Below are 26,794 nucleotides of genomic sequence, written 5' to 3' on the forward strand. Positions count from 1 at the left end.
TCAACACGCATGAAACGAATACATATCAGTCTGGGACTGGCCGGGCTTCTGACGTTGTCGGGTCTGAACGGTTGCACCAATCTCGACGAAACCCTATACAGTCAGATCAACTCCAGCCAGTTTTACAACAACCGGCAGGAAATACTATCGGCGGTGCTACGCCCCTACACACACGCCAACGCCTGGGTCGCTCCCACGGGTCAGCAAGGCTATTGGCGGATGAACGAACTCTCGGCCGATCAGCTGGCGTGGCCCCAGAAAGGGCGGCACGGCTACGACGACGCGCAGTGGATTCGCCTGCACGGCCACAGCTGGGTGTTCACCGAAAACAACATCTGGAACTCCTGGTCGCTGCTGTTTACCGGCGTTGGCTTCTGCAACAGTGCGCTAGGCGATTTCAACCAGGTCGACTTTGCCCGTGCGGGCGTGAACGACACCGAAAAGGCCGCGTTTATCGCCGAGCTGAAGGTGTTCCGGGCGTTCCACTACATGAAACTGATGGATCTGTACGGCAATATTCCCATCGTCACGACGGTTGGTACGCCCCTGAGTCCGCCCACTGCCCCGCGTGCGGAGGTGTTTGCCTTCGTGGAAAAGGAATTGAAGGAAAACGTCGACCTGCTACCCAATCTAAGCAAACAGCAGATCGGCCGCATCACCAAAGCAGCCGGATACGCCATGCTGGCCGAACTGTACCTGAACGCCGAAGTGTGGCTCGGCACGGCCAAATGGGACGAGTGCATTGCCGCCTGCGACAAGATTATCCGGGGTGAAACGGGTGGTCTGAACGGCGCACCGGCCCTCGATACCGACCTGATCTCGACGTTCAACAACACCAACGACATCTCGAAGGAAGCCCTGTTTCAACTGACCTACGACTACCAGGCCACACCCACGCGCTGCGGCTGGAACAGCGATTTCTACCACTTCGCACAGCGACTGATCTACGACGGCGACGCCAACGGCAATAATGGTGTGGTTGTGATTCCGAGTGCGTACGATGCGTTCAGCGATACCGACCTGCGGAAATCGACCTGGATGCTTATCGGTCCGCAGTATCAGGCAGCGAACCCCAGTCAGCCGGTACTAGGCACCGAGGAGTACCGCGACAAGCCGCTGGTGTTTGTAAAGGAAATCCGTCGGGCGAGCGAAAACAAAACCAGTTCGACCATGATCGACGGGGAAGAAAACAGCGGTGCCCGGTTCAACAAATACCGCCCCGGTCGTCAGTCGGAGGCTAAGTACTGGAGCAACGACTGGATGGTCTACCGACTGACGGAAATCTACTTCAACAAGGCCGAAGCGCTGATGCGGAAAAACGGCGGCACGGCCCCGGCCGAAGCCGTCGATCTGGTAAACAGTTGCCGGAAACGGGCTTTCAGCGAGGCTAACTTCGTAAAAGAAGCCTACACGCCAACGACGCTGACGCTGACTGAACTGCTGGCCGAGCGGGGCCGGGAGTTCATTTTTGAGGGTAAGCGACGCTCCGATATGATCCGGGCAGGCGCCTTTACCCGCGCGTCGTGGTGGGACCATCAGCCCAGCGACCCGAACAAGAATATCTTCCCGATTCCGCAGCGTCAGTTAGCCGCCAACCCGAATCTAAAGCAGAATCCGGGCTATCCAGCGCAGTAAATATAAGTTGAGCAGCAATCGTCAACAGCCGGACTCGTGTGGGTCCGGCTGTTGGCGTTTAAGCCGTATCGTTAAACGTAGTGTTGTTAGCGTCTTAAATGGGAGTTAGTGAGGGCCAGCAGACTTACCCCCCAGCCCCCCTGAAGGGGGAGCCTCCCGCAAATGAACCTCTCCCCCTTCAGGGGGCTGTAGCCGTTATGGTAATGCAGATACAGCCGTGAGTTTTAACCCGTAGTTCATCGGTCAAACCGCGTCTGTCTATACTTTGCCGTCCTGTTTTACCACCTCTCGCTGTGCTGACTTATTCCCTTGCTAATCGCCTTATTGCCAACGTCCGTTGGCTATTCATACTGGGCTTGCTTATTGAAACGGCTGCCTGTCATTCCGCCGGTCAAAGCGTCACGCCTACGCCATCTGCGGGTGTGTTGGCGTTGATCGGCGACGGAATTACTAATCAGACAAAGCCGCTGCAACGGGCGATCGACTCCTGCGGGGCAGCGGGGGGTGGCACGTTAGTCATTCCGGCTGGTACGTACCTCATCAGCCCGATCACGCTCCGCAGTCAGGTGACGCTACAACTATCGGCCGGGGCAACGCTGCTCGCCAGCACCAACGCAGCCGACTATAGCGGTAAACTGAGCAACCTCATCAACGGCGACTCGCTGACGAACGCATCCCTAACCGGGCAGGGCACTATCGACGGGAACGGTGCAATCTGGTGGCAGCGCTATCTGGATAGCGGCAAGACACTGAACCGTCCGCGACTGATCTACATCACCCGCTCAAGCAACCTGACCGTCGATAGTCTGACGCTGACCAATTCGCCGTCGTTTCACCTCGTACCGTATCAGTGCCAGAACGTTACTATTAAAAACCTGACGATCACCGCCCCCGCTACCTCGCCGAACACCGATGGCATCGACCCCGCCAACTGTACCCACGTCGTGATTCAGAACTGCACCATCGACACGGGCGACGATAATATCGCGATCAAAGGTGGGCGTGTCAGCGGGCAGATCGCGCAGCCCTGCCGGGATATTCAGATTAGTAACTGCCGCTTTTTACACGGACACGGCCTGTCGGTGGGCAGCGAAGCGTCGAGCGGGGTAGCCGATGTGGCGGTGAGCAATTGCACGTTTACCGGTACGACCAACGGGATTCGAATCAAATCGCAAACAGGGCTGGGTGGATCCGTGCAGAACCTGGCTTACAGTCAGATCACGATGACCGACGTTACCAATCCGTTGATTATCGATCTGGCTTACGCGCTGAACGCCAATAACAGCTACCCGACCGACGTACCCGCCGTTGGCAACATCACGATCAGTCAGCTGACCGCGACCGGGGCGAAAAGCGCGGGTAATATGGTGGGACTCACCAACAGTCTGATTCAAAACCTGACGCTCTCGGCGGTTCAGATCAGCGCGCAGACGGGCTTGGTTTTGCAAAACGCCCGAAACGTCACGATGACCAACTGGCGTGTTCAGGCAGCAAGCGGGCAGTCACTCATCACACAAAATGTTACCGGCACGGGGTTCTGATAATTGAGAATCCAGCCTGATTATTACGGCACAATGTGTCCCGGTGGTGCATCAGCCATAGCTTCCGACCAGCGGCTCCAGATTTTGCCGTCAAGCCCACGGCTGAAGCCTGGTTCATACCAGATCGATAGACCGCCACGAGTGCTTCGGCTGCGATAGAGGCCGTATTCGACCCATGTATCGTTGTATTTCGTTACCCGGCACAGGTCGTTTCGATACACCCGCCAGATGACATTCGTACTATCGGAAAAACCCCACACACTTTTTTTGAGCACCAACGCCCGTTTGCTGTGCGCGTACCGCACGATGAGGTACTTACTGAGTTCGCCACGGGGTTCGATCAGCACGATAGGATCGGCGTTATCGGACGGAACAGAGGGCACAGCTCTCCGAAAAAGATCCTGACTCTGGTAAAATAGCCGCCATTGCGCCCGCGCAGACGGCACCGCCCATGCCCAGGCCAACCCGATGAGCAACAGCAACGCTTTCATGCTGAAACAGAATAGAATACGCGGGCTAAGGTATGTATTTCGGTCATTACGTGTAACGCCCGGCGGGTTGCAACCTTAACAAACTTTAACAGCCTGACCCAACCCGGTCGGGCTGTCTTTTTGTATTTTTGAGGCTACTTACACAAAAGCACCGTCACCTCTATGCAATCATTTAAACGCCTGAACACCCTCACCGGCTGGTTCACGTTTGTCGTCGCGCTCATTACGTTTGCGATGACCGTCGAACGAACTGCCAGCTTCTGGGACTGTGGTGAATTCATTGCGTGTGCCTTCAAGCTCCAGGTTCCTCACCCGCCCGGTGCGCCGTTCTTCCTGCTTACGGGGCGGCTCTTTTCGATGCTCTCGCTGGGCGACCTGACCAACGTGGCCTACTGGATCAACATGGTGTCGGTAATGGCCAGTGCCGCCACGATCCTGTTCTTGTGCTGGACGATCACGATGCTGGCGCAGAAGCTGCTGGGCAAACCCGAAAGCGAATACACCACCGCCGATACGCTGCTGGTGCTTGGTTCGGGAGCCGTCGGCGCGCTGGCCTATACCTTCTCCGACACGTTCTGGTACTCGGCCGTTGAAGCCGAAGTGTACGGCACGTCGTCGTTTTTTACGGCTATCGTCGTGTGGGCTGCTTTCCGCTGGGAGCGCGTTGAAGACCCGGCTGCGGCCAACCGCTGGCTGATTTTCATTGCCTACCTGACGGGCCTGTCGATCGGTGTTCACTTGCTGAACCTCGTTACGCTGCCCGCGCTGGCCCTGATCTACTACTTCAAGAAAACGGCTAAGCCAACGTTCTGGGGCGGTACAGCGGCCTTTGCGGTTGGGATGGTCGTGCTGGGTATTATCAACTCGGGTATCATTCCGGGTCTGCCGGGCATGGCCTTCTTCGTCGAGCGGTTCTTCGTCAACACGCTGGGCCTGCCGTTCAACTCGGGTACCATCGCCTTCACCGTCATTTTCATCGGTGCGGTCGTGTACGGCATCATCTGGTCGGCACGGCAAAAGCGGGTCATGCTCAACACCTCACTGCTGGCACTGGCGTTCGTCCTGATCGGTTATGCATCGTACATGCAGGTGCTGGTCCGGGCCGATTTCAACCCGCCGATCAACGAAAACGACCCCAGCGACGCGCTGAACTTCCTGTCGTACCTGCGTCGGGAGCAGTACGGTAGCCGGTCGCTGCTCTACGGCCCGGTCTTCACGTCGCGGCCCATCGACAGCAAGAAAGGCGCACCTGTCTGGAAAAAAGAAGGCAGTAAGTACGTGATCTTCGACTACCAGCCGGAGTACGTCTACGCCCCCGGCGACGAGATGCTGTTTCCCCGCGTCTACAGTTCGCAGCAGAATCACCCACAATTATATCGACAGATGCTCGGCTTAGCCGAAGGGCAGAAACCGACGATGGGCGATAACATCAAGTTCCTGTTCGACTACCAGTTGGGCCACATGTGGTGGCGGTACCTGATGTGGAACTTCACCGGCCGCGAGAGCGACGAAGAAGGCGCAGGCTATCTGCTCCCCTGGTCGAGCAACGCCGGTGCCCCCGACCTGCTGGTGGCGAATAAAGCCCGCGACAACTTCTATATGCTGCCGTTTTTGCTGGGCCTGTTCGGTATCGTGTTCCAGTACTTCCGCCGTCGGCGCGATTTCCTGATCGTGTTGCTGCTGTTCGTCTTCACCGGTATCGCATTGCAGGTATTCCTGAACTCGCCCCCATCGGAGCCCCGCGAACGTGATTACATCTACGTCGGCTCGTTCTACTTCTTCGCGATCTGGCTGGGTCTGGGCGTGATGGGTATTGCCGAAGGACTGCGGCAGTACGTCAAAGCCGATGTGATGCGCAACGGGCTGGTGGCCGGGCTATGTCTGCTGGTGCCGCTGATGATGGGTGCCAAAAGCTGGGACAACCACGACCGCAACAAACGGTATCAGTCGGTTGACTTCGCAAAGAACCTGCTCAATTCCTGCGCCCCCAACGCGATTCTGTTTACCGGTGGCGACAACGATACATTCCCGCTCTGGTACGTGCAGGAGGTCGAAGGCTTCCGGCGCGACGTGCGGGTGTGTAACCTGAGCCTGCTCGGTACGGAGTGGTACATTCAGCAGATGAAGCGCAAGACCTACGAGTCTGACGCGCTGCCAATCTCGCTGACGTTCGACAACTTCAACAAAGGCAAAAACGACGTCATTCCGTTCTACGAAGTGCCGGGCGTGAAAAACGGCATCGACCTGAAACAGTACATCAGTCTGGTTCAGACCAATAGTCCAGCCATTCAGGTACCGCTATCGACCGGCGACATGACCAGCGTATTGCCTTCGTCGGTGCTGTTCCTGCCCATCGATAAGTCGGCTGTCGAGAAAGCCAATTTTGTGCCGGGCCTGCTCAAACCGATGATCGGCGACACGCTGCAATGGACCATCGGCAAGAAGGACCTCTACAAGCCGGATCTGATTATGCTCGACATGATCGCGACGAACAATTGGAAGCGGCCGATTTACTTTTCGAGCACGCTGGCCAACGATAACTACCTGAACCTGAAAGACCACATGCAGCTGGAAGGCTATGCCTACCGCCTGATGCCGGTCGGGGTGCCGGGCGCGTCGGATGGCTACGTCAATTCCGATATCATGTATACCAACATGATGAAGAAATCGTACTTCCGTGAGTTCGACAACCCGAACGTGTACTACGACGAAACGTACCGCACGCCTATCGTATCGGCCCGGATCGCGTTCTTCCGACTCGCCGATCAGTTACTACGCGAGGGCAAGAGAGACAAGGCGTTGGAAGTGATCAACTATTCGCTAAAAACGATCCCCGACAAGAGCATCCCGTACGACCAGATTTCGTCGAACTACGTACGGTTCCTGTTTGAACTGGGCGAGCCAAAGCGGGCACTGGAAATTGCTGATACCATGGCGATGCGGGCCGATCAGGCGCTGACCTACGACAAGAGCGGCCATCAGTTCGGCAGCCCGAATTCGGACCTGTACACGCTGCAAACGATTATCGAAGCCTGTAAGGAAGCCAAGCAAACGGCAGCCGCCAGCAAATACGAAGCCATCTTCCAGAAGCACATCAACGCCTTCGGCTGATCGAGTTTCTACCAAACGCCAAACGCCCGGATCACCTCGATCCGGGCGTTTGGCGTTTGGCACCGGGCATACACATTGGTACCGTTTGACTCAACATTGTTGCCGATAAAAAGTAATTCAACACAGAGGCACAGAGAACACGGAGTTTTAATTAGCTGATAGTCAACAGATTGTTGCCAATATATCTCTGCGTTTTCTGTGACTCTGTGTTAAACTATTTTTACGCCGACGCTTAAATCCATTTGCCCCAACAACCGGTTTACCTAATCTATGGAAAACCGCCCCGGTCTGGACATTCTCTGGTTCAAACGCGATCTACGGCTCCGCGACCACGCGCCCCTACAGGCCGCTATTACCGCCGGTCGGGGTACGCCGACGCGCCCGTTGCTGCTGATGTACTGTTTCGAGCCGTCGCTCATTGCCGATCCTAACTACGACACGCGTCACTGGCGTTTCGTGCTCGAATCGCTGACCGATCTGAATCAGCAGTTGGCCCAGCTTCCGCCCGTCGCCGAGTCAGCGCAGACCAACTCTGTTGAACTGGTGCATGAGTGGCTACCCTTCGAGTTCGACGACGAGCCAACTCCTGCCCCACCCACCGGGTCGCCAGTCATCTGGATCTTTCACCGAGAGGTCATCGACGTACTTGCGGCATTGCAGAGCCAGTTTACCATTCACACGCTGTACTCCCACGAGGAAACAGGCATTCGCCTAACCTACGAACGGGATAAAGCCGTAACCCGGTTTTGCCAGCAGCAGGGTATCGACTGGCAGGAATTTCAGAGCAACGGCGTGATACGAGGCCTGAAAAACCGCGACACCTGGACCGCTGACTGGCAACAGACTATGCTGGCTCCGCAGCAGCACCCCGACCTCGCGCTCTGGTACCCCGCCCCCATCGACACGGCCAGGCACGACGCCGAACGGGGTCCCGACTTACCCGCCGATTGGCAGCGACCGCACCCGCTGTTTCAGCCGGGCGGAGAGCGCAATGGGCATCGCTACCTGGTTAGTTTTCTGAACGAACGCATCGCGCTGTACGCCCAGTCCATTTCCAAACCGCTCGAAAGCCGCCGGGGTTGTAGTCGTTTGTCGCCCTACATAGCCTGGGGGTGCCTGAGCATCCGGCAGGCGTATCAGGCCCAGCGTGAAGCGGCCCGGTATCCAACGTTACCCGGTATTGGTCGGCAGTTGATCGCGTTTGCGTCGCGGCTGCGCTGGCACTGCCACTTCATTCAGAAATTTGAGAATGAAGACCGGATGGAGTTTGCCAACGTCAACCGCGCGTTCGACGCCATCGAGAAGCAGGTCAACGTCGATCACTACCGAGCCTGGCGGGATGGGCAGACGGGTTACCCACTCGTCGATGCGTGCATGCGCTGCTTACGGGCGACAGGCTACATCAACTTTCGGATGCGGGCCATGCTGACTTCGTTTCTGACCCACCACCTGCTTCAGCACTGGCAGGAGGGCGGCTGGCACCTCGCCCAACTCTACACCGACTTTGAACCGGGCATTCACTACGCGCAGATCCAGATGCAGTCGGGTATGACGGGCACCAACACCGTTCGGATTTATAATCCCGTCAAGCAATCGCAGGAACACGATCCGGCGGGGGTGTTTATCCGGCAGTGGGTGCCCGAACTGGCCAACTGCCCGCTGGCGTACATCCATGAACCGTGGACGATGCCACCCCTGGAGCAAACGATGGCTCATTTTCACGTGGGTATCGATTACCCCGCTCCTATTATCGACACGGTGCAGACGGCCCGGCAAGCACGACAGCAATTACATCAGCCCCGGAAAACGGAAGCGGGTAAAGCCGAGAAGGAGCGTATCCTCAACAAGCACACGTTACCCGCATCGCGTCACACCAAACCGGCGAAACCGAAAAGTAGCAAAGCATCGAAACCGGCGGTTGGGCAGAAAGCTCGTCGGAAACAGCCTGACCTTGTCAGTCCAACTACGGACCCGGTTCCTGAACCCAGCAAACTGTAAACCGTATACCGGAAACAGGGGTTAATCAGACAGCAAGCAACTACTGTTATGGAATTCGTACGATTTGGAAATACGGGGATGACCGTGTCGAAACTGTGTCTGGGGTGCATGACCTACGGCAAGCCGACCGACCGCTGGCCCTGGGCGCTGGACGAAGAGACCAGCCGTCCTTTCTTCAGGAAAGCCCTCGATCTGGGCATCAATTTTTTCGACACCGCCGACATCTACGCCAACGGTGCCAGCGAAGAAGTAACTGGCCGCGCCCTCCGCGACTTTACCAACCGCGACGAAATCGTGCTGGCCACTAAAGTATTCAATCCGATGGGTCCCGGCCCAAACGACAAAGGTCTGTCGCGCAAACACATTATGAGCGCCATCGATGCCAGCCTGAAACGGCTCGGTACCGATTACGTCGACCTGTACCAGATTCACCGTTGGGACGACAATACGCCTATCGAGGAAACGATGGAAGCCCTGCACGACATCGTGAAAGCAGGCAAAGCACGGTATATCGGCGCATCGTCGATGGCAGCGTGGCAGTTTGCTAAAGCGCAGTACACCGCCGACCTCCACGGCTGGACGCGCTTCGTGTCGATGCAGCCGCAGTACAATCTGGTGTATCGGGAGGAGGAGCGCGAGATGCTACCGTTTTGTGAAGACCAGAAAATCGCCGTCATTCCGTGGTCGCCCCTGGCGCGGGGCCTGCTGACGGGTAAGCGCACCAAAGAGCGAAACGAAACCAAACGGGCTGAGACCGACGCCTTTGGCAAATCGCTCTACACTGACGCCGATTTTGCTATTGCCGACCGCGTTACGCAACTGGCCGAAGCGCGTGGCATTCCGGCGTCACAGGTGGCCCTCGCCTGGATGCTGCAAAAACCAGTTATCACCGCCCCTATCATTGGAGCCAGCAAACCCGGCCACCTCGAAGATGCCGTCAATGCGCTCTCAGTGAAGCTTTCCGACGATGAGGTTAAGCAGTTGGAAGAGTTGTACAGACCGCGCGCGGTAGCGGGGATTTAACGACAGCTTTCTGAGCTTTTTGTTATCCCGACGTCAGGAGGGATCTTCGCTGAAAGCAAAAAAATCACCTGTTAGCGAAGATCCCTCCTGACGTCGGGATGACAAAAAATACAGATAAAAATCCCCCCGCTAGTTCAGCATCCGGTATTCATTCGGCGAGTGGCCGACATGCTGTTTGAACAACCGGCTAAAGTGTTGCGGGTACTTGAAACCCAGTTCGTAAGCAATCTCGCTGACGGTTTTGTGCCGGTCGAAAATTCGCTCTTTGGCAACGCCGATCAGCTTCGCCTGAATGTAATCGTGCGCGGATTGGCCCGTTTCTTTCTTCACCAGATCGCCAAAATAATTGGCCGACAGATTCAATTGCTCGGCACAATACCCGACCGAAGGCAGGCCGACCGTTTGCGGGGCTTCTGACTGAAAATAGTGCGTCAGCAGCGTTTCGAGACGGGCCAGAACCCCCTGATGCACGTGGTCGCGGGTGATGAACTGCCGGTCGTAGAAGCGCATGCAGTAGTCCAGAAACAGTTCGATGTTGGCCACAATCAGCTTCTTGCTGTGCTTGTCGATGGCGTGTTGAAGCTCGTAGTCGATTTTGGCGAAACAGTCGAGTACAATCTGCCGCTCCCGTTCCGACAAATGCAGGGCTTCGTTCGATTGATAGCCGAAAAACGAATAGTCGTGGATGGTCGATGATAGCGAGGTACCCAGCAGCAAATCCGGGTGAAACACGAGCGCGTAGCCCTTAGGCTGGTACATCTCGCCGTTGCTGTTGATGCCTACGACCTGTCCCGGTGCCATAAACACCAGCGTTCCCTCCTGATAGTCGTAGGTGTCCCGGCCATACACCAGATCTCCGCATTTTACGTCTTTCAGAAAGATGGTGTACAGGCCGACATACATCCGCGAACCCTGCCGGGGATCGGCCTTCGACAGGTCGACGACGCTCACCAATGGGTGGCGTGTCTCGTTGTTGTTGAACGCATTGTACTGCCCCACCGACTCAAACCGAACCATCGTTTCCATACCTGTTTCTGACTGATCTACAACGAAGATAACGGCTACTCATCGGCTTTGACGGCCTACCCGGCCAAATCAGTAATAGTGGTAGATAGTTCAGTAATCTGTATACGATTAACCCGACAAATCCGGCTGACCTTTGTACTGTGTCAACCCGGTCTGGGTTAACGACAACGTACTAAACGCAGAAAAACATGGAAACGCGCACATTGGGAAAAAGCGGCCTGGAGGTATCTGCCCTCGGCCTGGGTTGCATGGGGCTTAGCTTCGGCTACGGACCCGCAACCGATAAAGAAGCGGCTATCACCCTCATCCGTTCGGCGGTGGAGCAGGGCGTCACTTTCTTCGATACCGCTGAAGCCTACGGGCCGTATGCCAACGAAGAATTGCTCGGCGAAGCCCTGGCCCCGTTTCGGAATGATGTGGTGATTGCCACCAAATTTGGGTTTACCGAAGGGAAAACCGCCCTGGGACTCGACAGTCGGCCTTCCAACATCCGGGCGGTTGCGGAAGCGTCGCTGAAACGGCTGCGCACCGACGTCATCGACCTGTTTTATCAGCACCGCGTCGACCCGAACGTACCCATCGAAGACGTGGCCGGGACGGTAAAGCAGCTAATCAGCGAGGGAAAAGTAAAGCACTTCGGCCTATCAGAAGCCGGGGCGGAAACCATTCGGCAGGCCCATGCCGTACAGCCCGTAACGGCGCTGCAAAGTGAATACTCACTGTGGTGGCGCGAACCGGAGCAGACTATCCTACCGACACTGGAAGAACTGGGTATCGGCTTTGTGCCGTTTAGCCCGCTCGGCAGGGGATTTCTAACCGGTAAAATCGACGAAACCACGACTTTCGACAAAACAGATTTCCGCAACATCGTACCCCGTTTTTCGGAAGAGAATCGCAAAGCCAACAGCGCGCTGGTCGACTTGCTGAGTCGGATGGCGCAGGAACGCAACGCTACCCCGGCACAGATTGCCCTCGCCTGGCTGCTGGCCCAGAAACCGTGGATTGTACCAATTCCGGGAACGACCAAAATCAGCCGCCTGACGGAGAACAACGGTGCAGCCGCCATCGCCCTTAGTACCAACGATTTGGCAACCATCAATGAGGCTCTGTCGGCCATCGACGTGCAGGGCGACCGTTACCCCCAGCAAATGCAGACCATGATAAACCGATAAAGTAGAAACCACCATGAAGCACTTGTTTTTCACTTCGTTGCTGGCCGTCGCTCTGGCCGTCCTATCGACGCAGGCGATGGCGCAGGAGACGACTATCTTCCCAAAAGGCGAAGAGGCAAAGACCGCCCACCAAGTCGGTCAAATCTGGCTCAACGAGTTAAGCGCGGCCGACAGCACGTTTACCTATTCCGTTGCGATGGCGACGTTCGCGCCCGACGCCCGGCTGCACTGGCACGCGCATCCGGGCGGGCAGATTCTGCTCTTTACCGACGGCGTGGGCTACTACCAGGAGCGCGGCAAACCCCGGCAAACCGTCCGCAAGGGCGAGGTTATCAAATGCCAGCCGGGCGTGGAGCACTGGCACGGAGCTACGCCCACAACTGGCGTTACCTACATTGCAACGACGCCCACGCAGAAAGGCAAAACCATCTGGTTTAAGCAGGTGACAGATGCTGAGTACGCAGGCCAGAAATAGCCAATTAACCCACACAAACGTATCCTGCCATGAACCGAATCAACATAGTCAGTCTGCTCCCCGCCTTTCTTCTGTTCCTGCTCATGACCGTAGGTTTTCAAACCGCGTCGGCGCAACAGCCGGGCATGATGGTGCGGCTGTCGGAGATCGAAATCGCCCCGGCTGATCTGGAGCAGTACAAAGCGATTCTGGCCGAAGAGTCGGCGGCATCCGTCAAACTGGAGCCGGGCGTCGTGGCGATCTACCCGATGTATCAGAACGAAAACCCCACGTCGATACGGATTCTGGAAATCTACGCCAATCGGGCCGCGTATGAGTCTCATATCAAATCGCCCCACTTCCAGAAATACAAAACCACGACGCTGCCGATGGTGAAGTCGCTGAAACTGATCGACATGACCGCGCTAGACCCGGCCACGATGCCTTTGCTGTTCAGGAAACTAAACGACACAAAATGACCCCTCGCCCCGGTAACATTCTCGAACGCCTTGCCGCCGGAGAACCGCTCCGCAAAGACGACCCCGAATACGCCCAATTTAGTGAAATCGTAGCCCGCACCATCCGGCTCTGTGTTGCGATGAACGCCACAGTTACGGAAGTCGATGAGATGCGGCATCGGTTGAGCGAGATAACGGGGCAGGCAATCGACCCGTCGACGGCTATCTTCCCGCCGTTCCACACCAACTTCGGACGGTTTATTCGATTGGGTAAAAACGTCTTCATCAACCACGCGTGTTCATTTTTAGACATAGGCGGTATTACGATTGAAGACGACGTGCAGATTGGTCCGCGTGTCAACCTGACATCGGAGAACCACCCCCTCGATCCAGCAGACCGCAAAACGCTGCTTCTCCAGCCCATTGTGATTAAGCGAAACGCCTGGATTGGTGCCGGGGCTACCATTCTGCCGGGCGTAACGGTGGGCGAAAACGCCATCGTAGCCGCCGGTGCTGTCGTTAGCCGCGACGTACCGCCCAACACGGTCGTAGCAGGCGTTCCGGCGAAGGTTGTCAAGACGCTTTGAGATAGACCTATAGTTAAATACTTGATTAACAAATAGTTATTGTAGACCATTTGTCATCCCGACGCCAGGAGGGATCCGCTCCGGCGGCCCGGTTCGCTAGGAGCGAAAAAACTGCCTATTAGCGAAGATCCCTCCTAACGTCGGGATGACAGAAAAATAGTGGCCCTGCACGTTTATAGAGTAATTAGTCAATGACAATTTGCCGACACAGCGGGTTATAATGTGTAACTTGGATGTATCAACTCAACACAAGAAATGACAGATCAACAACACCCTGACGAATCAGCGGAAAATTCGGGTGCCTCGCGCCGGGATTTCCTCAAGCAGTCGTCGATAATGGCGGCTTTCGCCATGACGCCCCCGGCCGCCGTAACAGCCGTCGAGAAGGGGTTACACGAACGTGTGGCGACCCGCTTCGAGCAGATGCCGCTCCGGGTTACGATCAACGGCACGGCCCAGCAACTCAACATCGAACCCCGCGTAACGCTCCTCGACCTGCTCCGCGAACAACTCAACCTGACCGGCACCAAGAAAGGCTGCGACCACGGCCAATGCGGAGCCTGCACAGTCCACGTCGACGGTACGCGGGTTAACTCGTGCCTGACGCTGGCCATGACCACTGAAGGCTGCAAAGTCACGACCATCGAAGGACTGGCCGACGGCGATCAGCTTCACCCAATGCAGGAAGCGTTTATCAAGCACGACGGCTTTCAGTGCGGCTACTGCACGCCCGGTCAGATTATGTCGGCCGTCGCCTGCATCCGCGAGGGGCACGCCGACGGCCCCGACGAAATCCGCGAGTACATGAGTGGCAACATCTGCCGGTGTGGCGCGTATTCCAACATTGTCGACGCGATTATGGACGTAAAACAGGGAGGGCAAAAGGTATGAATCCGTTTCAATTTACGCGGGTTACGACCCCCAAAGCCGCGATTTCGGCAGTTACCAAAGAAAGCGGCACCTACTTTCTGGCGGGCGGCACCAACCTCATCGACCTGATGAAGCGGGAAGTCATCGTTCCCGAACGGCTGGTCGACATCAACAAGCTGCCGCTGGCGACGATTGAAAAAACGGCGACCGGACTGCGTATCGGCGCGATGGCCAAAAACTCGACCGTAGCCGAAAACGAGCTGGTGAAGAAGAACTTCCCGCTGCTGTCGCAGGCCCTGAATGCGGGGGCGTCGGCGCAGTTGCGCAACATGGCGACCGTGGGTGGCAACATGATGCAGCGCACGCGGTGCTCGTATTTCTACGACAACACCATGCCCTGCAACAAGCGCAGTCCCGTGCAGGCCGGCCCCGACAAAGGCGAACCCAACGGCCCAACGGGTTGCGGAGCCATTGGCGGCTACAACCGGATGCACGCCATTTTCGGCACCGAAGCGTCGGACCGATCTGAAAAGTGTATTGCCGTTCACCCCAGCGATATGTGTATCGCGCTGGTGGCACTGGACGCGACGGTGAACGTGTCGGGGCCGAAAGGCGACCGTAAAATTCCATTCATCGACTTCCACCGCCTGCCAGGCGACATGCCACAGAAAGACAACACGCTGCAACCCGGCGAACTGATTATGTCAGTCGATTTGCCGATGAACAGCTTCGCCGAGAATTCGCACTACCTGAAAGTCCGTGACCGGGCGTCGTATGCCTTCGCGCTGATTTCGGTCGGGGCGGGTGTTTCGATGAAAGGTAACACGATTCAGGACGTTCGGCTGGCGATGGGTGGCGTAGCGCACAAACCCTGGCGGCTGACCGCTGCCGAGCAGTTTCTGAAAGGCAAACCGGCTACGGAAGCCAATTTCAAACAGGCGGCAGCGCTGGCGATGAAGGGTGCGAAAGGCTACGGCGAGAACGATTTCAAACTGACGATGGCCCCCAACTCGATTGTGGAAGCCCTGAAAACCGCTACTAAAACCGCCTGACCATGACCAAAGACACGAAAAACCCGCCCATCGACCGGGTCGACGGGCGGATGAAAGTGACCGGCGGGGCCAAGTACTTCGCCGAGTTTGAGATGCCGAATATGACCTACTGCGTCATCGTCGGCAGCGACATTGCGCGGGGCACCATCGCCAGCATCGACACCAAAAAGGCGGAGAACGCACCGGGCGTCGTCGGGGTATTTACCCACCAGAATATGCCCCCCATTCCGGGTTGGGACGCGCCCGCGCAGGGAAATGGCAACGGACCACCACCGGGCCCGCCGTCGGGTGGGGAGAAGTACCGGATTCTGCACACAAAGGAAATTCTGTTCGACGGTCAGCCGATTGCAATGGTCATTGCCGATACCTTCGAGCGGGCCACTTACGCGGCTTCGCTGGTAAAAGCGACCTACAACAAGCAGACGCCCAAAACGGATTTAGAAAAGAATCTGGCGAAGGGTGTAACGCCCAAGGGTGAGCGCTCTGCCGACTACGTGCGCGGTACCGCCGACGGCTACAAAACGGCCCCGGTGACGCTGGAAGCCGAATATACGCTGCCCACCGAGGTGCATAACCCGATGGAAATGCACGGCATTCTGGCGCATTGGACCGGCGACGACAAGATAATGATCTACGCCAAAACGCAGGGTGTGAAAGCCACACAGCGGGCGATGGCCCAGGCGTTCAAAATAGCCCCGGACGGCATTCACGTCCATACCGAGTTCATGGGTGGTGGCTTTGGTATGGCCCTGCGCACGTGGCCGCAGGAAACGGCCGTCGTCGCCATCGCGAAGAAAGTCGGCCGGCCGGTAAAACTGGTCATGACCCGCTCGCAGATGTTTACGCTGGTGGGCCACCGCCCATACACGGTGCAGACGATTAACCTGGGGGCTGACAAAAACGGCAAACTCATCGGTATCGCCCACGCGGCTACCGGCGAAACGGCCAGTTACGAGGATTTTACGGAAGGCACTGTCGGCATGACCAAGTTTATGTACGACTGCCCGAACGTGAGCACGCGCTACAAAATTGTGCCGCTCGACCGGGGCGTACCCATCTGGATGCGCGGACCGGGCGAAGCGACGGGGGCCTACGCCCTTGAATCGGCGATGGACGAGATGGCCCACAAGCTCAACCTCGACCCGATCCAGTTCCGCCTGCTCAACTACACCGAAACCGACCCCGAACACAACCGGCCTTATTCAGACAAAAACCTGAAGGAAGCCTATCAGCGCGGGGCCGATGCTATCGGCTGGACCAAACGCAGTAATCAGCCCGGCAACAACCGCGACGGCGACTGGCTCGTGGGCTACGGCATGAGTTCGGGGGTGTTCAACGCCAGCCGGGGACAAGCCACCGCCCGCGCCATCCTGAACGCCGACGGTTCGCTGAAGGTGCAATGTGGCGTTACCGACATCGGGCCGGGAACGGGAACGGCCATGGCCATGATCGCCCACAACGTACTGGGCGTTCCGGTTGAGAAAATAAAAGTCGAATACGGCGACACGTCATTGCCCAACGCGCCGATGCAGGGTGGCTCAACCATCACCTCGACGGTTGGTTCGGCAGTCCACGATGTTTGTACGGCCGTCAAAACCGCCCTCGCCGAGATGGCGACCAAGTCCGGCTCTCCCCTCGCGGGCGTCGCACCCAATAGCCTGACCCTTGCCGATGGTATGTTGTCGGCCAGCAACGACACCGGTAAGAAAGTCGCCGTGGCCGACCTGATGCGCAGCAACAACCAGTCGACCATCGACAAAACGCTACAGTCGAAGGGCGGGCCGGAGCAGGAGAAGTACTCGATGTATTCGTTCTCGGTGCATTTCGTACAAGTGCGCGTCAACCCCGTTACGGGCGTTGTGCGCGTGTCGAAAGCCGTGAGCGTCGCCGATTCAGGCCGGATTGTCAGTCCCAAAACGGCCGCCAGTCAGATGATTGGGGGCGTCGCGGGTGGTATTGGCATGGCCCTGACCGAAGAAGCCGTCATTGACCACCGCTACGGCCGCTACGTCAACAACAACCTCGCCGACTACCACGTTGCCGTCAACGCCGACGTTCCCCACACGGAGACCATCGTCATCGACAAGCCCGACCCGTACATCAACCCGATGGGCGCGAAAGGTATGGGCGAAATTGCGCTGATTGGCTTTGCCGCTGCCGTCGCCAACGCGGTCTTCAACGCCACCGGCCAACGCATCCGCACCCTGCCCATCACCCCCGACAAGGTCATGCAGAAGCTGGTGTAAACCATCGCATATCAACTTCACTCCGCTGTCGCTATCTTTACGAAGGTCGCAGCAGCGGAGTTTTTGCATTATGAACTAAATTGAATCTGACATGACTAAACAGGCAATCATAGACCGAACAGTCAAAGCGATAAGTCAACTCCCGGACGATAAAGCAGCAGAAATTTCAGATTTCGTCGAATTCATCAGCAAACGTTACGAAGAGCAACAGTTGACGGCCGGCTTACAAACAGCAATGGCAGAAAGTCAGGCATTTAGCTTCTTACAAGACGACGATGACATTTATTCTGTGGATGATCTGAAAGTACCACACAATGAATAAGGGCGACATCGTACTGATTACGTTTCCATTCACCGATCTCAGCGGCAGCAAACTACGTCCGGCGGTTGTTTTGACCACAACAGACCTTGACCTAACAGTCTGCTTTATCACCTCGCAAATCGACTGGCAGGAATCAACGGACGTGCTGTTATTACCGACGCCCGGAAACGGACTGAAAAAGCAATCACTGATCCGAACCAGCAAAATCGCTACGCTGGACAAATCGCTGGCTAAAAGCGAAGGCTTACTGGGTCGGCTTTCAACCAGCGATATACAGGACTCAAACAGCAAACTGAAGATACTCTTCCAACTCTCCTAATCGCATCGGCACCCTGCTCATTACAACCGACAAGGTCATGCACAAGCAGGTGTAAGCCGTCGCGATTCAATTTAGCTCCGCTGCTGCCATCTTTACAAAGGTAGCGGCAGCGGAGTTTTTCTACATTTTCATTTTTATATTTATGTCGATTCGAACCACTACCACTACATAAAATGAGCTTGCAAAAACTGAGTGATAGTCAAAACGGCGCGCTCAAACGACTCGAGACTAAACTCCAAGTTGCCGCATACAATGGTAATCTGAAAGCTGCGAAGGATTTAATCCAAGACATTAAGACGCTCCTCAGACCACATGGATATGAAACACGGTTAATGCAGGCAAAAAACTGGCTGTACGAAGCAAGTATAGAAGCAGGTGACTATCCATTGGCTATAGAGGGACTCAAAATTATAAAGCAAAAAACAAACAAAAACACTAGAGTACATCTTGAAGCGACAGCTTTATTAGCCATCGCCCATCTAAGAAGTAATGCGATTGACAAGGCAGAACCATTTGTAAAAGAAGTACTGACAAACGATAAAGTAATAAAATCAGAGAAGAAGAGGACAGAATTCAGAAAATCAATTATTTAAAGATTTAATGAAGAAGTTTCTCTCTCATCTTTGAAAGGGCTCGGAGATGAGGTTCTAGACGTTGAAGAAATTACAACCCAAGCTCAAAAATTATTGGAGAAGGGTAAAGACGAGCTTTTGAAATCTATAGGGAATGCTACACCTTCTAACGTAGTGACCTCAATCTTGCAAATAGACAGTTTTTCAAAAAATCAGTTATCTTCTGCTGAGAAACTAAAATTACCTAGCCCAACCGAACAGATACAAGACGACAAAGTTGGAGAAACAATATTTTCCTCTTTTAAAAGAACTATATACAAGTCTTTATGTGACCCAGAGAGCGATATTTATAAAGCTTGGTTCACTAATGGCGTGAACTCTCTTCTTTCTAAGAAATATATTACTGGAGCTGTAGTTAGTACACTTGCAGGTCTAGGTGTGGGAATTAAAATGATTGCGGCATCCATAACCGCATTAATTCTCAAATTCGGCATCGAAGTTTACTGTGCTCACAAGAAACCCAAAGGTGTAATGGAAATGAGATAATCATTGCTACATCTAGATATATTGATCCAACTCATTGTCGTTAATTCTGACACAGGAGTGAGTGTTTTTAATTAAAATGAGAACTATAAGCATTTCAATCGATGAGTCTGACTTTGACAAGTTTGGATTCGTGACAGGCAATCTAAGTTTCGCTGAACTGGTCGTGATTGTCGAAAAAGAATTGAGCCGTCAAAAACTTGAGAAGTGCATCAATAAGATACGGAATCACGGCTTGCCTGATTTAACCATGGAAGAAATCACAGCAGAAGTTGAAGCCGTCAGAGCAGAGCGACATGCTCGGAATAGAGAATAGGCTAACGATTATCGCCTTATCATTCGCTATTACAATTCATGAATATATGGGACTTATCAGAGAACCACTAGACGTCGATTTCTCCATAAAATCGAAACCTTGGACAGAGGAGGATCTTACTGATTTCAGAAAGGTAATGGGTGCTATCAGGGCAAAGAATAATTCGAAAAAGAACTCAGTACGGCCTAAGCGTGAACAGCAGATTTAACAACCACCGGCCAACGCATCCGAACCCTGTCCATTGTCATACAGAAAATGTCGTAAAAAAACCCTGCGCCCGCTTGCCGACTTTATCATAGAGTCGGCAAACGGGCGCGGTGATTTGAACCTGTTGTCTAGCGAGTTACAGCCGGAATGATTCGGTCGGCCTGTAGCTGGTTGAACAGGTCGAAAAAGGATTGGTCGGTTCGTTGGTACACGGAGAAGCCTAGCTCCCGGCTTCGCGACATATCCGTCATGACTTCGATGGGCCGTCCCAGGTCAAGGTCTGTGTGCCAGGGCGAAGCCAGTCGGGTTAGCGAGGGCTCGATTAGGTTATGCGCCGTTGCGATTTCGCGCCAGACCGCGTCATCGTCGGCCATCGTGGCTTCAAGCGGGTGAATGGTCCCGTCGAAACCAGCGGCTTCGACACCAAAATAGCTGGCTAGCTGTGGCCATAACCAACTCCACCGGAAGAAATCGCCGTTGGTGATGTTAAACGCCATATTGTGAGCCGCTTCGGTATTGGCAGCCCAAATCAACTGTTTCGCCAGTACCCGCGCATCGGTCACGTCGGAAATGCCTTCCCACTGCGCTTTGGAACCCGGCCAGCGAAAGGGTTGCCCCCGCTCCCGGCAAATTGTGGCGTAAACGGCCAGCGTCGTGCCCATGTTCATCATGTTGCCCACCGCTTTGCCGATGATGGTGTGTGGACGGTGGATGCTCCACGAGAACCCCGCCTGCGCGGCAGCCGCATAGACCTCATCCTCCTGCGCGTAGTAAAAGTTATCGATGGCTAACCGGGGCTGGTCCTCGCGCAAGGGTGTCTGGGGCAGAGAACCCGCTTTGGCGTACGCGTCGAAAGGTCCCAGATAATGTTTGAGACCCGTTACCAGCGCGACGTGCTGTACCGAGTTTTTAGGCCGCAACACAGCCAGCAGATTACGGACCATCGCGCTGTTGACCCTGATGTTGTCGACTTCGGTTTCCTGCCGCATCCAGGTTGTAAAAAAGACGTGCGTCGGCGAGACACCCGCCAGGGCAGTCTCAAGGCTGGCGGGGTCGAGCAGGTCAGCCGCGAGGGGCCGCACATGCTCGATGCCGGGGTTTGGGTTGCGGGCAAGGCCGTAGGTGGTCCATCCCTGAGCGACCAGTTCCGTAGCCAGATTACTTCCGGCAATGCCACTTACACCCACAACAAGGGCTACTTTATCCATACTAACGTTGACTAATGCGCTACTGCCGGGCCGGGCAACATACCCTGCCTGTGGTAGCGTCTTATTCTTTTCAACGGGGAAACAGGCGGGATAGTTACCGCGCAGTACCCGTACTGATAGGATTATCAGTGGCCGGGGCAGGGAATCAAGCCCGACCGGTACACTCAATCCGTAACCCTGAACAGCGTAAATTACTCCTGAACAGCGCGGTGAAACAGGTTTTTGAACGAGAAATCGGGGTGGCGCAGGGCCAACTCGTTCTGGCTTGATTCAAGCTGGGCTGCGGTTGCGTAAATCAGCATTTTCTGTTCGTAATCGCTGATAGCCGCCTGTATAGTCGTGAAGTTCCCATTGGTGAGATTATCGGACAACGTCAGGGCATCGACCAGTCCGGTGTTGACACCCTGACCGGCGAAGGGCTGCATCAGGTGGGCCGCGTCGCCAATGACCGTGATGGGCAGCGGACGGTCCTGCGCCCAGGGTTTCGTTAGCGGCAGTTTCTTAATCGGCAACGCCCGGAACAAATCGGTGGCCTGAAACAACTGGTGGTACACCGCATTCCAGTCGGCAAACCGGTCGGAAAGAATCCGGGCCACACTGGCGGCATCCTCAAAATTGAGGTGTTCGTGTACCCACTGTTCCGACTCGCTGAGAATGACATTGTAGGTCAGGATGCCGTTGTTCCTCGGATTCGCCCCAAACAGATTTCCCTTGTACGACGCCATCAGAATGTTTCCAGTACATAGCTCGTAAAACTCCGGGCAGGCAAGTTGCGGCTCGGCGACTTCGCCCTGTATGAAAATCGTGCCGGTGTACTCGACGGCCGCATCGGTGATGTATTTCCGCACCGTCGACATACCTCCGTTGGCCCCAATAACCAGGTCGGCGGTGGTCTGTATGCCGTTGTCGAAATGCAGCAACCATTTGCCGTCGTGGGCGTCGAGCTGGGTGCATTTACCGTCCCACACCACGGTGCCCTCCGTTAGACTGTTCAGTAGCAACGTCCGCAGTTCGTTTCGGTTAATTTCGGGATTGTCGACGGCTTCTTCTTTGACAAACAGCACGTTGGCCTGTTCGTCGGCAATAATCCGGCCCATCGGTACCGCTTCGGCGAAATACTGGTCCAGCAGCCCGGCCCGTTTCATGGCTTCCTGCCCCGACGATTCGTGCAGGTCGAGAGTGCCGCCCCAGATTCGGGCGTTGGCGTCTTTGTCGCGTTCGTACACCGTCACGTCGACGCCCGCCTGTTGTAGCAATTTTGCGGTTGTCAGCCCGACGGGACCCGCCCCGAGAATAGCGACTTTCTTTTGATTCAGTAGCATCGTGTTGTGTAGATCAATGCGTGAACTACCCTACAAATGTCTGGCGCGAAGCGGGGGCAAGCTTGTATAAACGCGACAAAACCAGTGGGGATTTAAGCGCCATATTAGCCGAAGGGGACAGTCGGGCGAGGGTCGCTAATGACACGGAATTTAGCGGTGATATTGGTTGTCCCCGGCAGCTTCCAGCTGTCGGAGCCGCGATAGCGGCTAACAAGTCTCTACCATTTAGCCTGACGGCTCCGACAGCTGGAAGCTGCCGGGGACAAACAGCCTGTTCATCCAGCCCCTCAAAATGCGATTGTCTGTGTGTTCCGTTTGTGAATTGCTTCGGCGGTTTCGGGGATGAAGTTTTCCTTCACATTTGTCGCGGCCCGCGCCTGTACCTGCTCGATAAATGGGCGCAGGTTCTGGTTATAGTCCTGGAAGGCGGCTTCAACATCACCGTCGTGTTTTTCCAGCGCATCGGCCAGGGTAGCGGCACCAATCATCGATAGGGAAGCTCCCATGCCCGCAGCGGGCGAAGCACAGTAGCCAGCATCGCCAATCAACGCCACCCGGCCTTTTGTCCAGGTCGGCATTTTTATCTGGCAGAATTTGTCGAAGTAAAAATTTGTCGACTGTTTTATCTCGTCCAGCAGCGCTTCGGTTCGCCAATCTCCTCCGGCAAACTGATTCAGAATAATGGCTCGCTGTTGCTCCACATTTCGGTAGTCGTACGGGATTTCTTTCTCCGAAGAAAAGCAGAAAATAATGTCGGTTTTATTCTTGTACGCATTCAGCATAATAGCCTTACCGGGCACATTATACATCTGCATCGTTCGGGGTCTTACCAGCGATTTTTTGACAATCGAAATCGAGAAATAAGCATCGAGAAAATGGGAATAGGCCGCTTCGGGGCCGAACCAGCAGTTTCTGACGGCCGAGTGAATACCGTCGCAGCCCAGCACCAAATTGAAGGTCTGCTGCTTGCCCTGTTTGAACGTGACAAGTACCGCGTCGTCGGCTTCGGCCAGGGCGGTGATGCTGTCGTTGAAGATGAAGGTTACCCGGCCCTGTAGCTGTTCAAGCAGGATAGCCGCGAATATGTCCCGCTCGATTTCGATGTCCTCACCGGGTAACACATCGCCGGGTGACGCATCGCCCGGCGTGGACTCGCCTTCGGCTGTGAGTTCCATCGTGCCGGCCGTGGAGTCGTCAGCGTTTTTAAACTCGACCCGGTCGACCGTCAGTCGATTGGCGGTTAGCGGCTCGAAAATACCCATCCGCTTCGCCACATCGACGGCCTCGTCGCGGATGTCGACAGCCCCGCCAACCGTCCGCACCTCGTTGGCCCGTTCAATAACCGTCACGCTGTAGCCCAGCCGGTTCATCCAGTAAGCCGCCGACAGACCGGCGATGCTCGACCCCGAAATAAGGACACTTTTTCCGTTTGCTGATTCCATGTTCCGATGCTCGTTTGGTTGTTAAGCACACAAAATTCCGGAATCCGGGCCCGTCAGGATTGTACAAACACGACAAAATCGCTGCCCAATGCCTCCCTTGCCCGCTTGGTTTTACGGGCAAACGCGCCGGGCGTTGTGCCGGTGTAGCGTTTAAATTCCCGGCTTAGGTGCGCCTGATCGGTATAGCCCAGTTCATGGGCCAGCCCGGCAAGTTTGGTGTCGGGGTCGTGCCACAGACTGTCGCGTACCTGCTCGAAGCGGATCAGCGCCGACACGTCTTTCACGGTGTGGCCGGCCGCCTGCCTGAACTTCCGTTCCAGCGTACGGACGGTGGCGTGCGCGGCTGCTGCTACCTGACTCACCGGCAGCGTACCGTTGGCCTGCCGCATCGCAGCCCCTGCCTTGTTCAGCGTTTTGTCGTCGCTCGTCGGCGACTGCATGGCCAGAAAATACGCGGCCACCTGCGCCAGTGCTTCGTCGATATTCCCCACCCGGACAAGCTCGGCGAGGGTAGCCTGAAGCCGGGCCACGGGGTGCTCGACCGTGCGAACTCCATCTTTTCCCGACGGCAGGCCGAGCAGATCGAACACAGTCCAGGGGAAGCAGCGAACGCCTATAATTTCCAGCCGATTCTGCGAATAAAAATGAATCGGCTGGTTGAGCAGCCCTACCAGAAACGGCGACGGCAGGGGTTTTAACCCTGTATCAGACCCGATACTGCAAGGACTCCCGAAGTGAAAAATCAGTTCGGCGTACCCATCTGGCACGACCTCAAAATTCGATTGCCCATCTGCAAACTCAATGCTGGTGTACCAAAAGCATTTGATGAGGCTTCGTAAGGCTTCAGGCGATTCAATTTCCAGGTGCTGCATACAAAACAGTGGCTACGAAACTCAAAATACCATTGTACGAAAAAGTCGCTGAACTTGTCTTATGCGTACAAGTTCAGCGACTATAAATCTTACACTGTGCCGGGCAAAGTCCGGCTTTCGCTTACTCCGCCGAACTATCCGGCTCGAAGTCAAGCGAAACGGAGTTCATACAGTAGCGTTGGCCGGTTGGCGCGGGTCCGTCATTGAAGATGTGGCCCAGGTGCGAGTCGCAACGACCACACACCACTTCAACCCGGCGCATCCCGTACGAATTGTCGTGGTGATAAACGACGCTGTCGGGGCGGTCGGCCTGAAAAAAGCTGGGCCACCCGCAGCTGCTGGCGAATTTGGCGTCGGAGCGGAACAGCTTGTTGCCGCACACGGCGCAGTAGTAGGTGCCAAGTTCATGGGTGTTCCAGTATTTACCGGTAAAGGCCCGCTCCGTGCCCTGCTCCCGCGCAACCGCGTACAGGTCGCGGGGTAGTATCTGCTTCCACTCCTGATTCGATACGTCGAGGTGGTGGTGGTCGGTGCGGGAATAGTATGGGTTGGCGCTATGGTCGGCCGTCGGTTCTTGTTCCGTTGCGTTCATGCTCGTAGTTGATTGACTGTTTACCTATAAACCCGTAATCAGCTGCGAAAGTTGAGCAAATAACGCCGGGAATACACTGCGAACGCCCATCAGCGAGCAACGTCATACTAACCATCCTGCTTCCGTCATGTAAGCACTACAATCCGGACAAGCTGTGTCAAATCGTCAGCTCGGGCTGGGGCAGGTCGGGTACGCTGGGCGGAGGAGTCTGCGGGTCGAACGCCTGCTCCATCATCGAACGGTCGAACGCTTTTTCGTTGTTAGCCAGGAAGATCGTCGCGACGGCGTTTCCGATGAAGTTGGTAATCGAGCGCGCTTCCGACATAAACCGGTCGACACCCAGCAGCAGGGCCAGCCCTTCCACCGGAATCACCCGGATGGCTGTCAGCGTACTGGCCAGCACTACGAAGCCGCTGCCCGTAACGCCCGCTGCGCCCTTGGACGTCACCATCAGGATGCCGATAATGGTCAGAATCTGGGAAACCGTCAGGTCGACGCCGAACACCTGCGCCAGAAAGAGCGTGGCCAGCGAGAGGTAAATCGTGGTACCGTCGAGGTTGAACGAATACCCCGCCGGAACCACCAGTCCCACAACGGGTTTGGCGCAACCCATGCGCTCGAGCTTTTCCATCAGGGCGGGCAGCGCAGCTTCCGACGACGACGTACCGAGTACAATCAGCAGTTCTTCCCGGATGTATTTCAGGAACGACCACAGGCTGACTTTGTAGTACCGCAGAATGGCGTTGAGCACCACAAACACGAACAGGAACATCGTTGCGTAGACCGTCGTCATCAGCTTGGCAAGCGGAATCAGCGTGGCAATACCGTATTTTCCGATGGTGAACGCCATACCGCCGAACGCCCCGATGGGCGCAAACCGCATCACCAGATGCAGCCCTTTGAACACCCATTTCGACGCAGCCGACAGCCAGCCCAGCACCCGTTCGCGCCCTTCGTACCGGCTCAGCACAATCCCAACCACAATCGACACCAGCAGTACCTGAAGGGTTACGTTGTCGGCCAGAAACTTAAGCCACGAAAACGCTTCGGCCCGCTCCGTATACTGGCTGATGGCCCCGCCGTTGAGATTACCCGTATCAACGCCTTCGCCGGGCCGGATCAGTTTCGCCACCAGCACCCCAATCAGCAACGCTACGGTCGTAACGATTTCGAAGTACAGCAGGGCCTTTCCCCCTACCCGGCCTACCTTTTTGAGGTCGCCCATACTGCTGATTCCCAGCGTAATGGTCAGGAAGATGATAGGGTTGATAAAGAGCTTAACGACACTGATAAACCACTTGCCCAGAAACTCCATCTTCACGGCGGTGGCCGGGGCGAAGTGACCAAGCAATGCGCCCGACACGATAGCAGTCAGGACCCAGAAGGTGAGATTTGTGACTATTTTTTTCATAAAA

Annotated in this window: 25 protein-coding genes; 17 read left to right on the top strand and 8 right to left on the bottom strand. The window is 55.7% G+C overall.

What is annotated here, in order from left to right:
• Positions 1-9 precede the first annotated feature (9 nt).
• Together HH216_RS21330 and HH216_RS21335 are read left to right on the top strand one after the other, a co-directional pair.
• Complete coding sequence (locus HH216_RS21330) at positions 10-1,635, top strand: RagB/SusD family nutrient uptake outer membrane protein (RefSeq protein WP_169552696.1); 1,626 nt, start codon at positions 10-12, stop codon at positions 1,633-1,635.
• 293 nt (positions 1,636-1,928) lie between these two features.
• Positions 1,929-3,176, top strand: coding sequence for a glycoside hydrolase family 28 protein (locus HH216_RS21335; protein ID WP_254448555.1), 1,248 nt, complete (start codon positions 1,929-1,931; stop codon positions 3,174-3,176).
• 23 nt (positions 3,177-3,199) lie between these two features.
• On the opposite strand, the gene HH216_RS21340 is transcribed toward HH216_RS21335, so the two are convergent.
• A complete protein-coding gene (locus tag HH216_RS21340; RefSeq protein WP_169552697.1) occupies positions 3,200-3,667 on the bottom strand; it encodes a hypothetical protein in 468 nt (155 codons plus the stop codon).
• A 162-nt stretch (positions 3,668-3,829) separates the two neighbouring features.
• On the opposite strand from HH216_RS21340, the gene HH216_RS21345 reads away from it, so the two are divergent.
• From HH216_RS21345 to HH216_RS21355, 3 genes are all read left to right on the top strand, one after another.
• A complete protein-coding gene (locus HH216_RS21345) occupies positions 3,830-6,778 on the top strand; it encodes a glycosyltransferase family 117 protein (protein ID WP_169552698.1) in 2,949 nt (982 codons plus the stop codon).
• Between the two features lie 270 nt (positions 6,779-7,048).
• The gene (locus tag HH216_RS21350) at positions 7,049-8,776 is read left to right on the top strand and encodes a cryptochrome/deoxyribodipyrimidine photo-lyase family protein (protein WP_169552699.1); all 1,728 of its coding nucleotides are present in this window, start codon (positions 7,049-7,051) and stop codon (positions 8,774-8,776) included.
• Between the two features lie 48 nt (positions 8,777-8,824).
• A complete protein-coding gene (locus HH216_RS21355; RefSeq protein WP_169552700.1) occupies positions 8,825-9,799 on the top strand; it encodes an aldo/keto reductase in 975 nt (324 codons plus the stop codon).
• Positions 9,800-9,928: 129 nt separating this feature from the next.
• Here the strand turns inward: HH216_RS21355 and HH216_RS21360 are convergent, their stop codons facing one another.
• Positions 9,929-10,825, bottom strand: a complete 897-nt coding sequence (locus tag HH216_RS21360) for a helix-turn-helix domain-containing protein (RefSeq protein WP_169552701.1) — start codon at positions 10,823-10,825, stop codon at positions 9,929-9,931.
• 188 nt (positions 10,826-11,013) lie between these two features.
• Between HH216_RS21360 and HH216_RS21365 the strand changes: the two genes are divergently transcribed.
• The 12 genes from HH216_RS21365 (at position 11,014) to HH216_RS21420 (ending at position 19,736) form a co-directional block, all read left to right on the top strand.
• A complete protein-coding gene (locus tag HH216_RS21365) occupies positions 11,014-11,997 on the top strand; it encodes an aldo/keto reductase (protein ID WP_169552702.1) in 984 nt (327 codons plus the stop codon).
• A 13-nt stretch (positions 11,998-12,010) separates the two neighbouring features.
• Positions 12,011-12,472 carry a cupin domain-containing protein gene (locus HH216_RS21370; RefSeq protein WP_169552703.1) on the top strand — a complete coding sequence of 154 codons (462 nt, stop codon included), beginning with the start codon at positions 12,011-12,013 and terminating at the stop codon, positions 12,470-12,472.
• 29 nt (positions 12,473-12,501) lie between these two features.
• The gene (locus tag HH216_RS21375; RefSeq protein WP_169552704.1) at positions 12,502-12,930 is read left to right on the top strand and encodes a putative quinol monooxygenase; all 429 of its coding nucleotides are present in this window, start codon (positions 12,502-12,504) and stop codon (positions 12,928-12,930) included.
• On the top strand, positions 12,927-13,496 hold the full coding sequence (locus tag HH216_RS21380; RefSeq protein WP_169552705.1) for a sugar O-acetyltransferase: 570 nt from the start codon (positions 12,927-12,929) through the stop codon (positions 13,494-13,496). Before HH216_RS21375 ends, HH216_RS21380 begins: the two co-directional genes overlap by 4 nt.
• Before the next feature lie 255 nt (positions 13,497-13,751).
• Complete coding sequence (locus HH216_RS21385; RefSeq protein WP_169552706.1) at positions 13,752-14,387, top strand: (2Fe-2S)-binding protein; 636 nt, start codon at positions 13,752-13,754, stop codon at positions 14,385-14,387.
• Entirely contained in the window at positions 14,384-15,418 is a 1,035-nt protein-coding gene (locus HH216_RS21390; RefSeq protein WP_169552707.1) for an FAD binding domain-containing protein, read from the top strand. Before HH216_RS21385 ends, HH216_RS21390 begins: the two co-directional genes overlap by 4 nt.
• 2 nt (positions 15,419-15,420) lie before the next feature.
• Entirely contained in the window at positions 15,421-17,664 is a 2,244-nt protein-coding gene (locus tag HH216_RS21395) for a xanthine dehydrogenase family protein molybdopterin-binding subunit (RefSeq protein WP_169552708.1), read from the top strand.
• A gap of 91 nt (positions 17,665-17,755) precedes the next feature.
• Positions 17,756-17,986: a hypothetical protein gene (locus tag HH216_RS21400; protein ID WP_169552709.1), complete on the top strand. Its 231-nt coding sequence runs from the start codon at positions 17,756-17,758 to the stop codon at positions 17,984-17,986.
• The gene (locus HH216_RS21405) at positions 17,979-18,305 is read left to right on the top strand and encodes a type II toxin-antitoxin system PemK/MazF family toxin (protein ID WP_169552710.1); all 327 of its coding nucleotides are present in this window, start codon (positions 17,979-17,981) and stop codon (positions 18,303-18,305) included. The genes HH216_RS21400 and HH216_RS21405 overlap by 8 nt, the downstream gene beginning before the upstream one ends.
• Positions 18,306-18,478: 173 nt before the next feature.
• On the top strand, positions 18,479-18,898 hold the full coding sequence (locus HH216_RS21410) for a hypothetical protein (protein WP_169552711.1): 420 nt from the start codon (positions 18,479-18,481) through the stop codon (positions 18,896-18,898).
• A 30-nt stretch (positions 18,899-18,928) separates the two neighbouring features.
• Complete coding sequence (locus tag HH216_RS21415) at positions 18,929-19,423, top strand: hypothetical protein (protein ID WP_169552712.1); 495 nt, start codon at positions 18,929-18,931, stop codon at positions 19,421-19,423.
• 76 nt (positions 19,424-19,499) lie between these two features.
• Positions 19,500-19,736, top strand: coding sequence for a hypothetical protein (locus tag HH216_RS21420; protein WP_169552713.1), 237 nt, complete (start codon positions 19,500-19,502; stop codon positions 19,734-19,736).
• A gap of 335 nt (positions 19,737-20,071) precedes the next feature.
• Here the strand turns inward: HH216_RS21420 and HH216_RS21425 are convergent, their stop codons facing one another.
• The 6 genes from HH216_RS21425 to dctA all read right to left on the bottom strand — a co-directional run bounded on the left by HH216_RS21425 (position 20,072) and on the right by dctA (position 26,790).
• Positions 20,072-21,151, bottom strand: coding sequence for an SDR family oxidoreductase (locus HH216_RS21425; protein ID WP_169552714.1), 1,080 nt, complete (start codon positions 21,149-21,151; stop codon positions 20,072-20,074).
• A 191-nt stretch (positions 21,152-21,342) separates the two neighbouring features.
• The gene (locus HH216_RS21430) at positions 21,343-22,473 is read right to left on the bottom strand and encodes an FAD-dependent oxidoreductase (protein ID WP_169552715.1); all 1,131 of its coding nucleotides are present in this window, start codon (positions 22,471-22,473) and stop codon (positions 21,343-21,345) included.
• A 287-nt stretch (positions 22,474-22,760) separates the two neighbouring features.
• The gene (locus HH216_RS21435) at positions 22,761-23,915 is read right to left on the bottom strand and encodes an FAD-dependent monooxygenase (RefSeq protein ID WP_169552716.1); all 1,155 of its coding nucleotides are present in this window, start codon (positions 23,913-23,915) and stop codon (positions 22,761-22,763) included.
• A 53-nt stretch (positions 23,916-23,968) separates the two neighbouring features.
• Positions 23,969-24,787 (bottom strand): AraC family transcriptional regulator, encoded by an 819-nt coding sequence (locus HH216_RS21440; RefSeq protein WP_169552717.1) that lies wholly within the window; start codon positions 24,785-24,787, stop codon positions 23,969-23,971.
• 121 nt (positions 24,788-24,908) lie between these two features.
• The gene (gene msrB, locus HH216_RS21445; protein ID WP_169552718.1) at positions 24,909-25,379 is read right to left on the bottom strand and encodes a peptide-methionine (R)-S-oxide reductase MsrB; all 471 of its coding nucleotides are present in this window, start codon (positions 25,377-25,379) and stop codon (positions 24,909-24,911) included.
• Positions 25,380-25,536: 157 nt separating this feature from the next.
• Positions 25,537-26,790, bottom strand: coding sequence for a C4-dicarboxylate transporter DctA (gene dctA / locus HH216_RS21450; protein WP_169552719.1), 1,254 nt, complete (start codon positions 26,788-26,790; stop codon positions 25,537-25,539).
• Between the last annotated feature and the right edge of the window lie 4 nt (positions 26,791-26,794).

It is taken from the genome of Spirosoma rhododendri, from assembly GCF_012849055.1.
GTDB lineage: Bacteria > Bacteroidota > Bacteroidia > Cytophagales > Spirosomataceae > Spirosoma > Spirosoma rhododendri.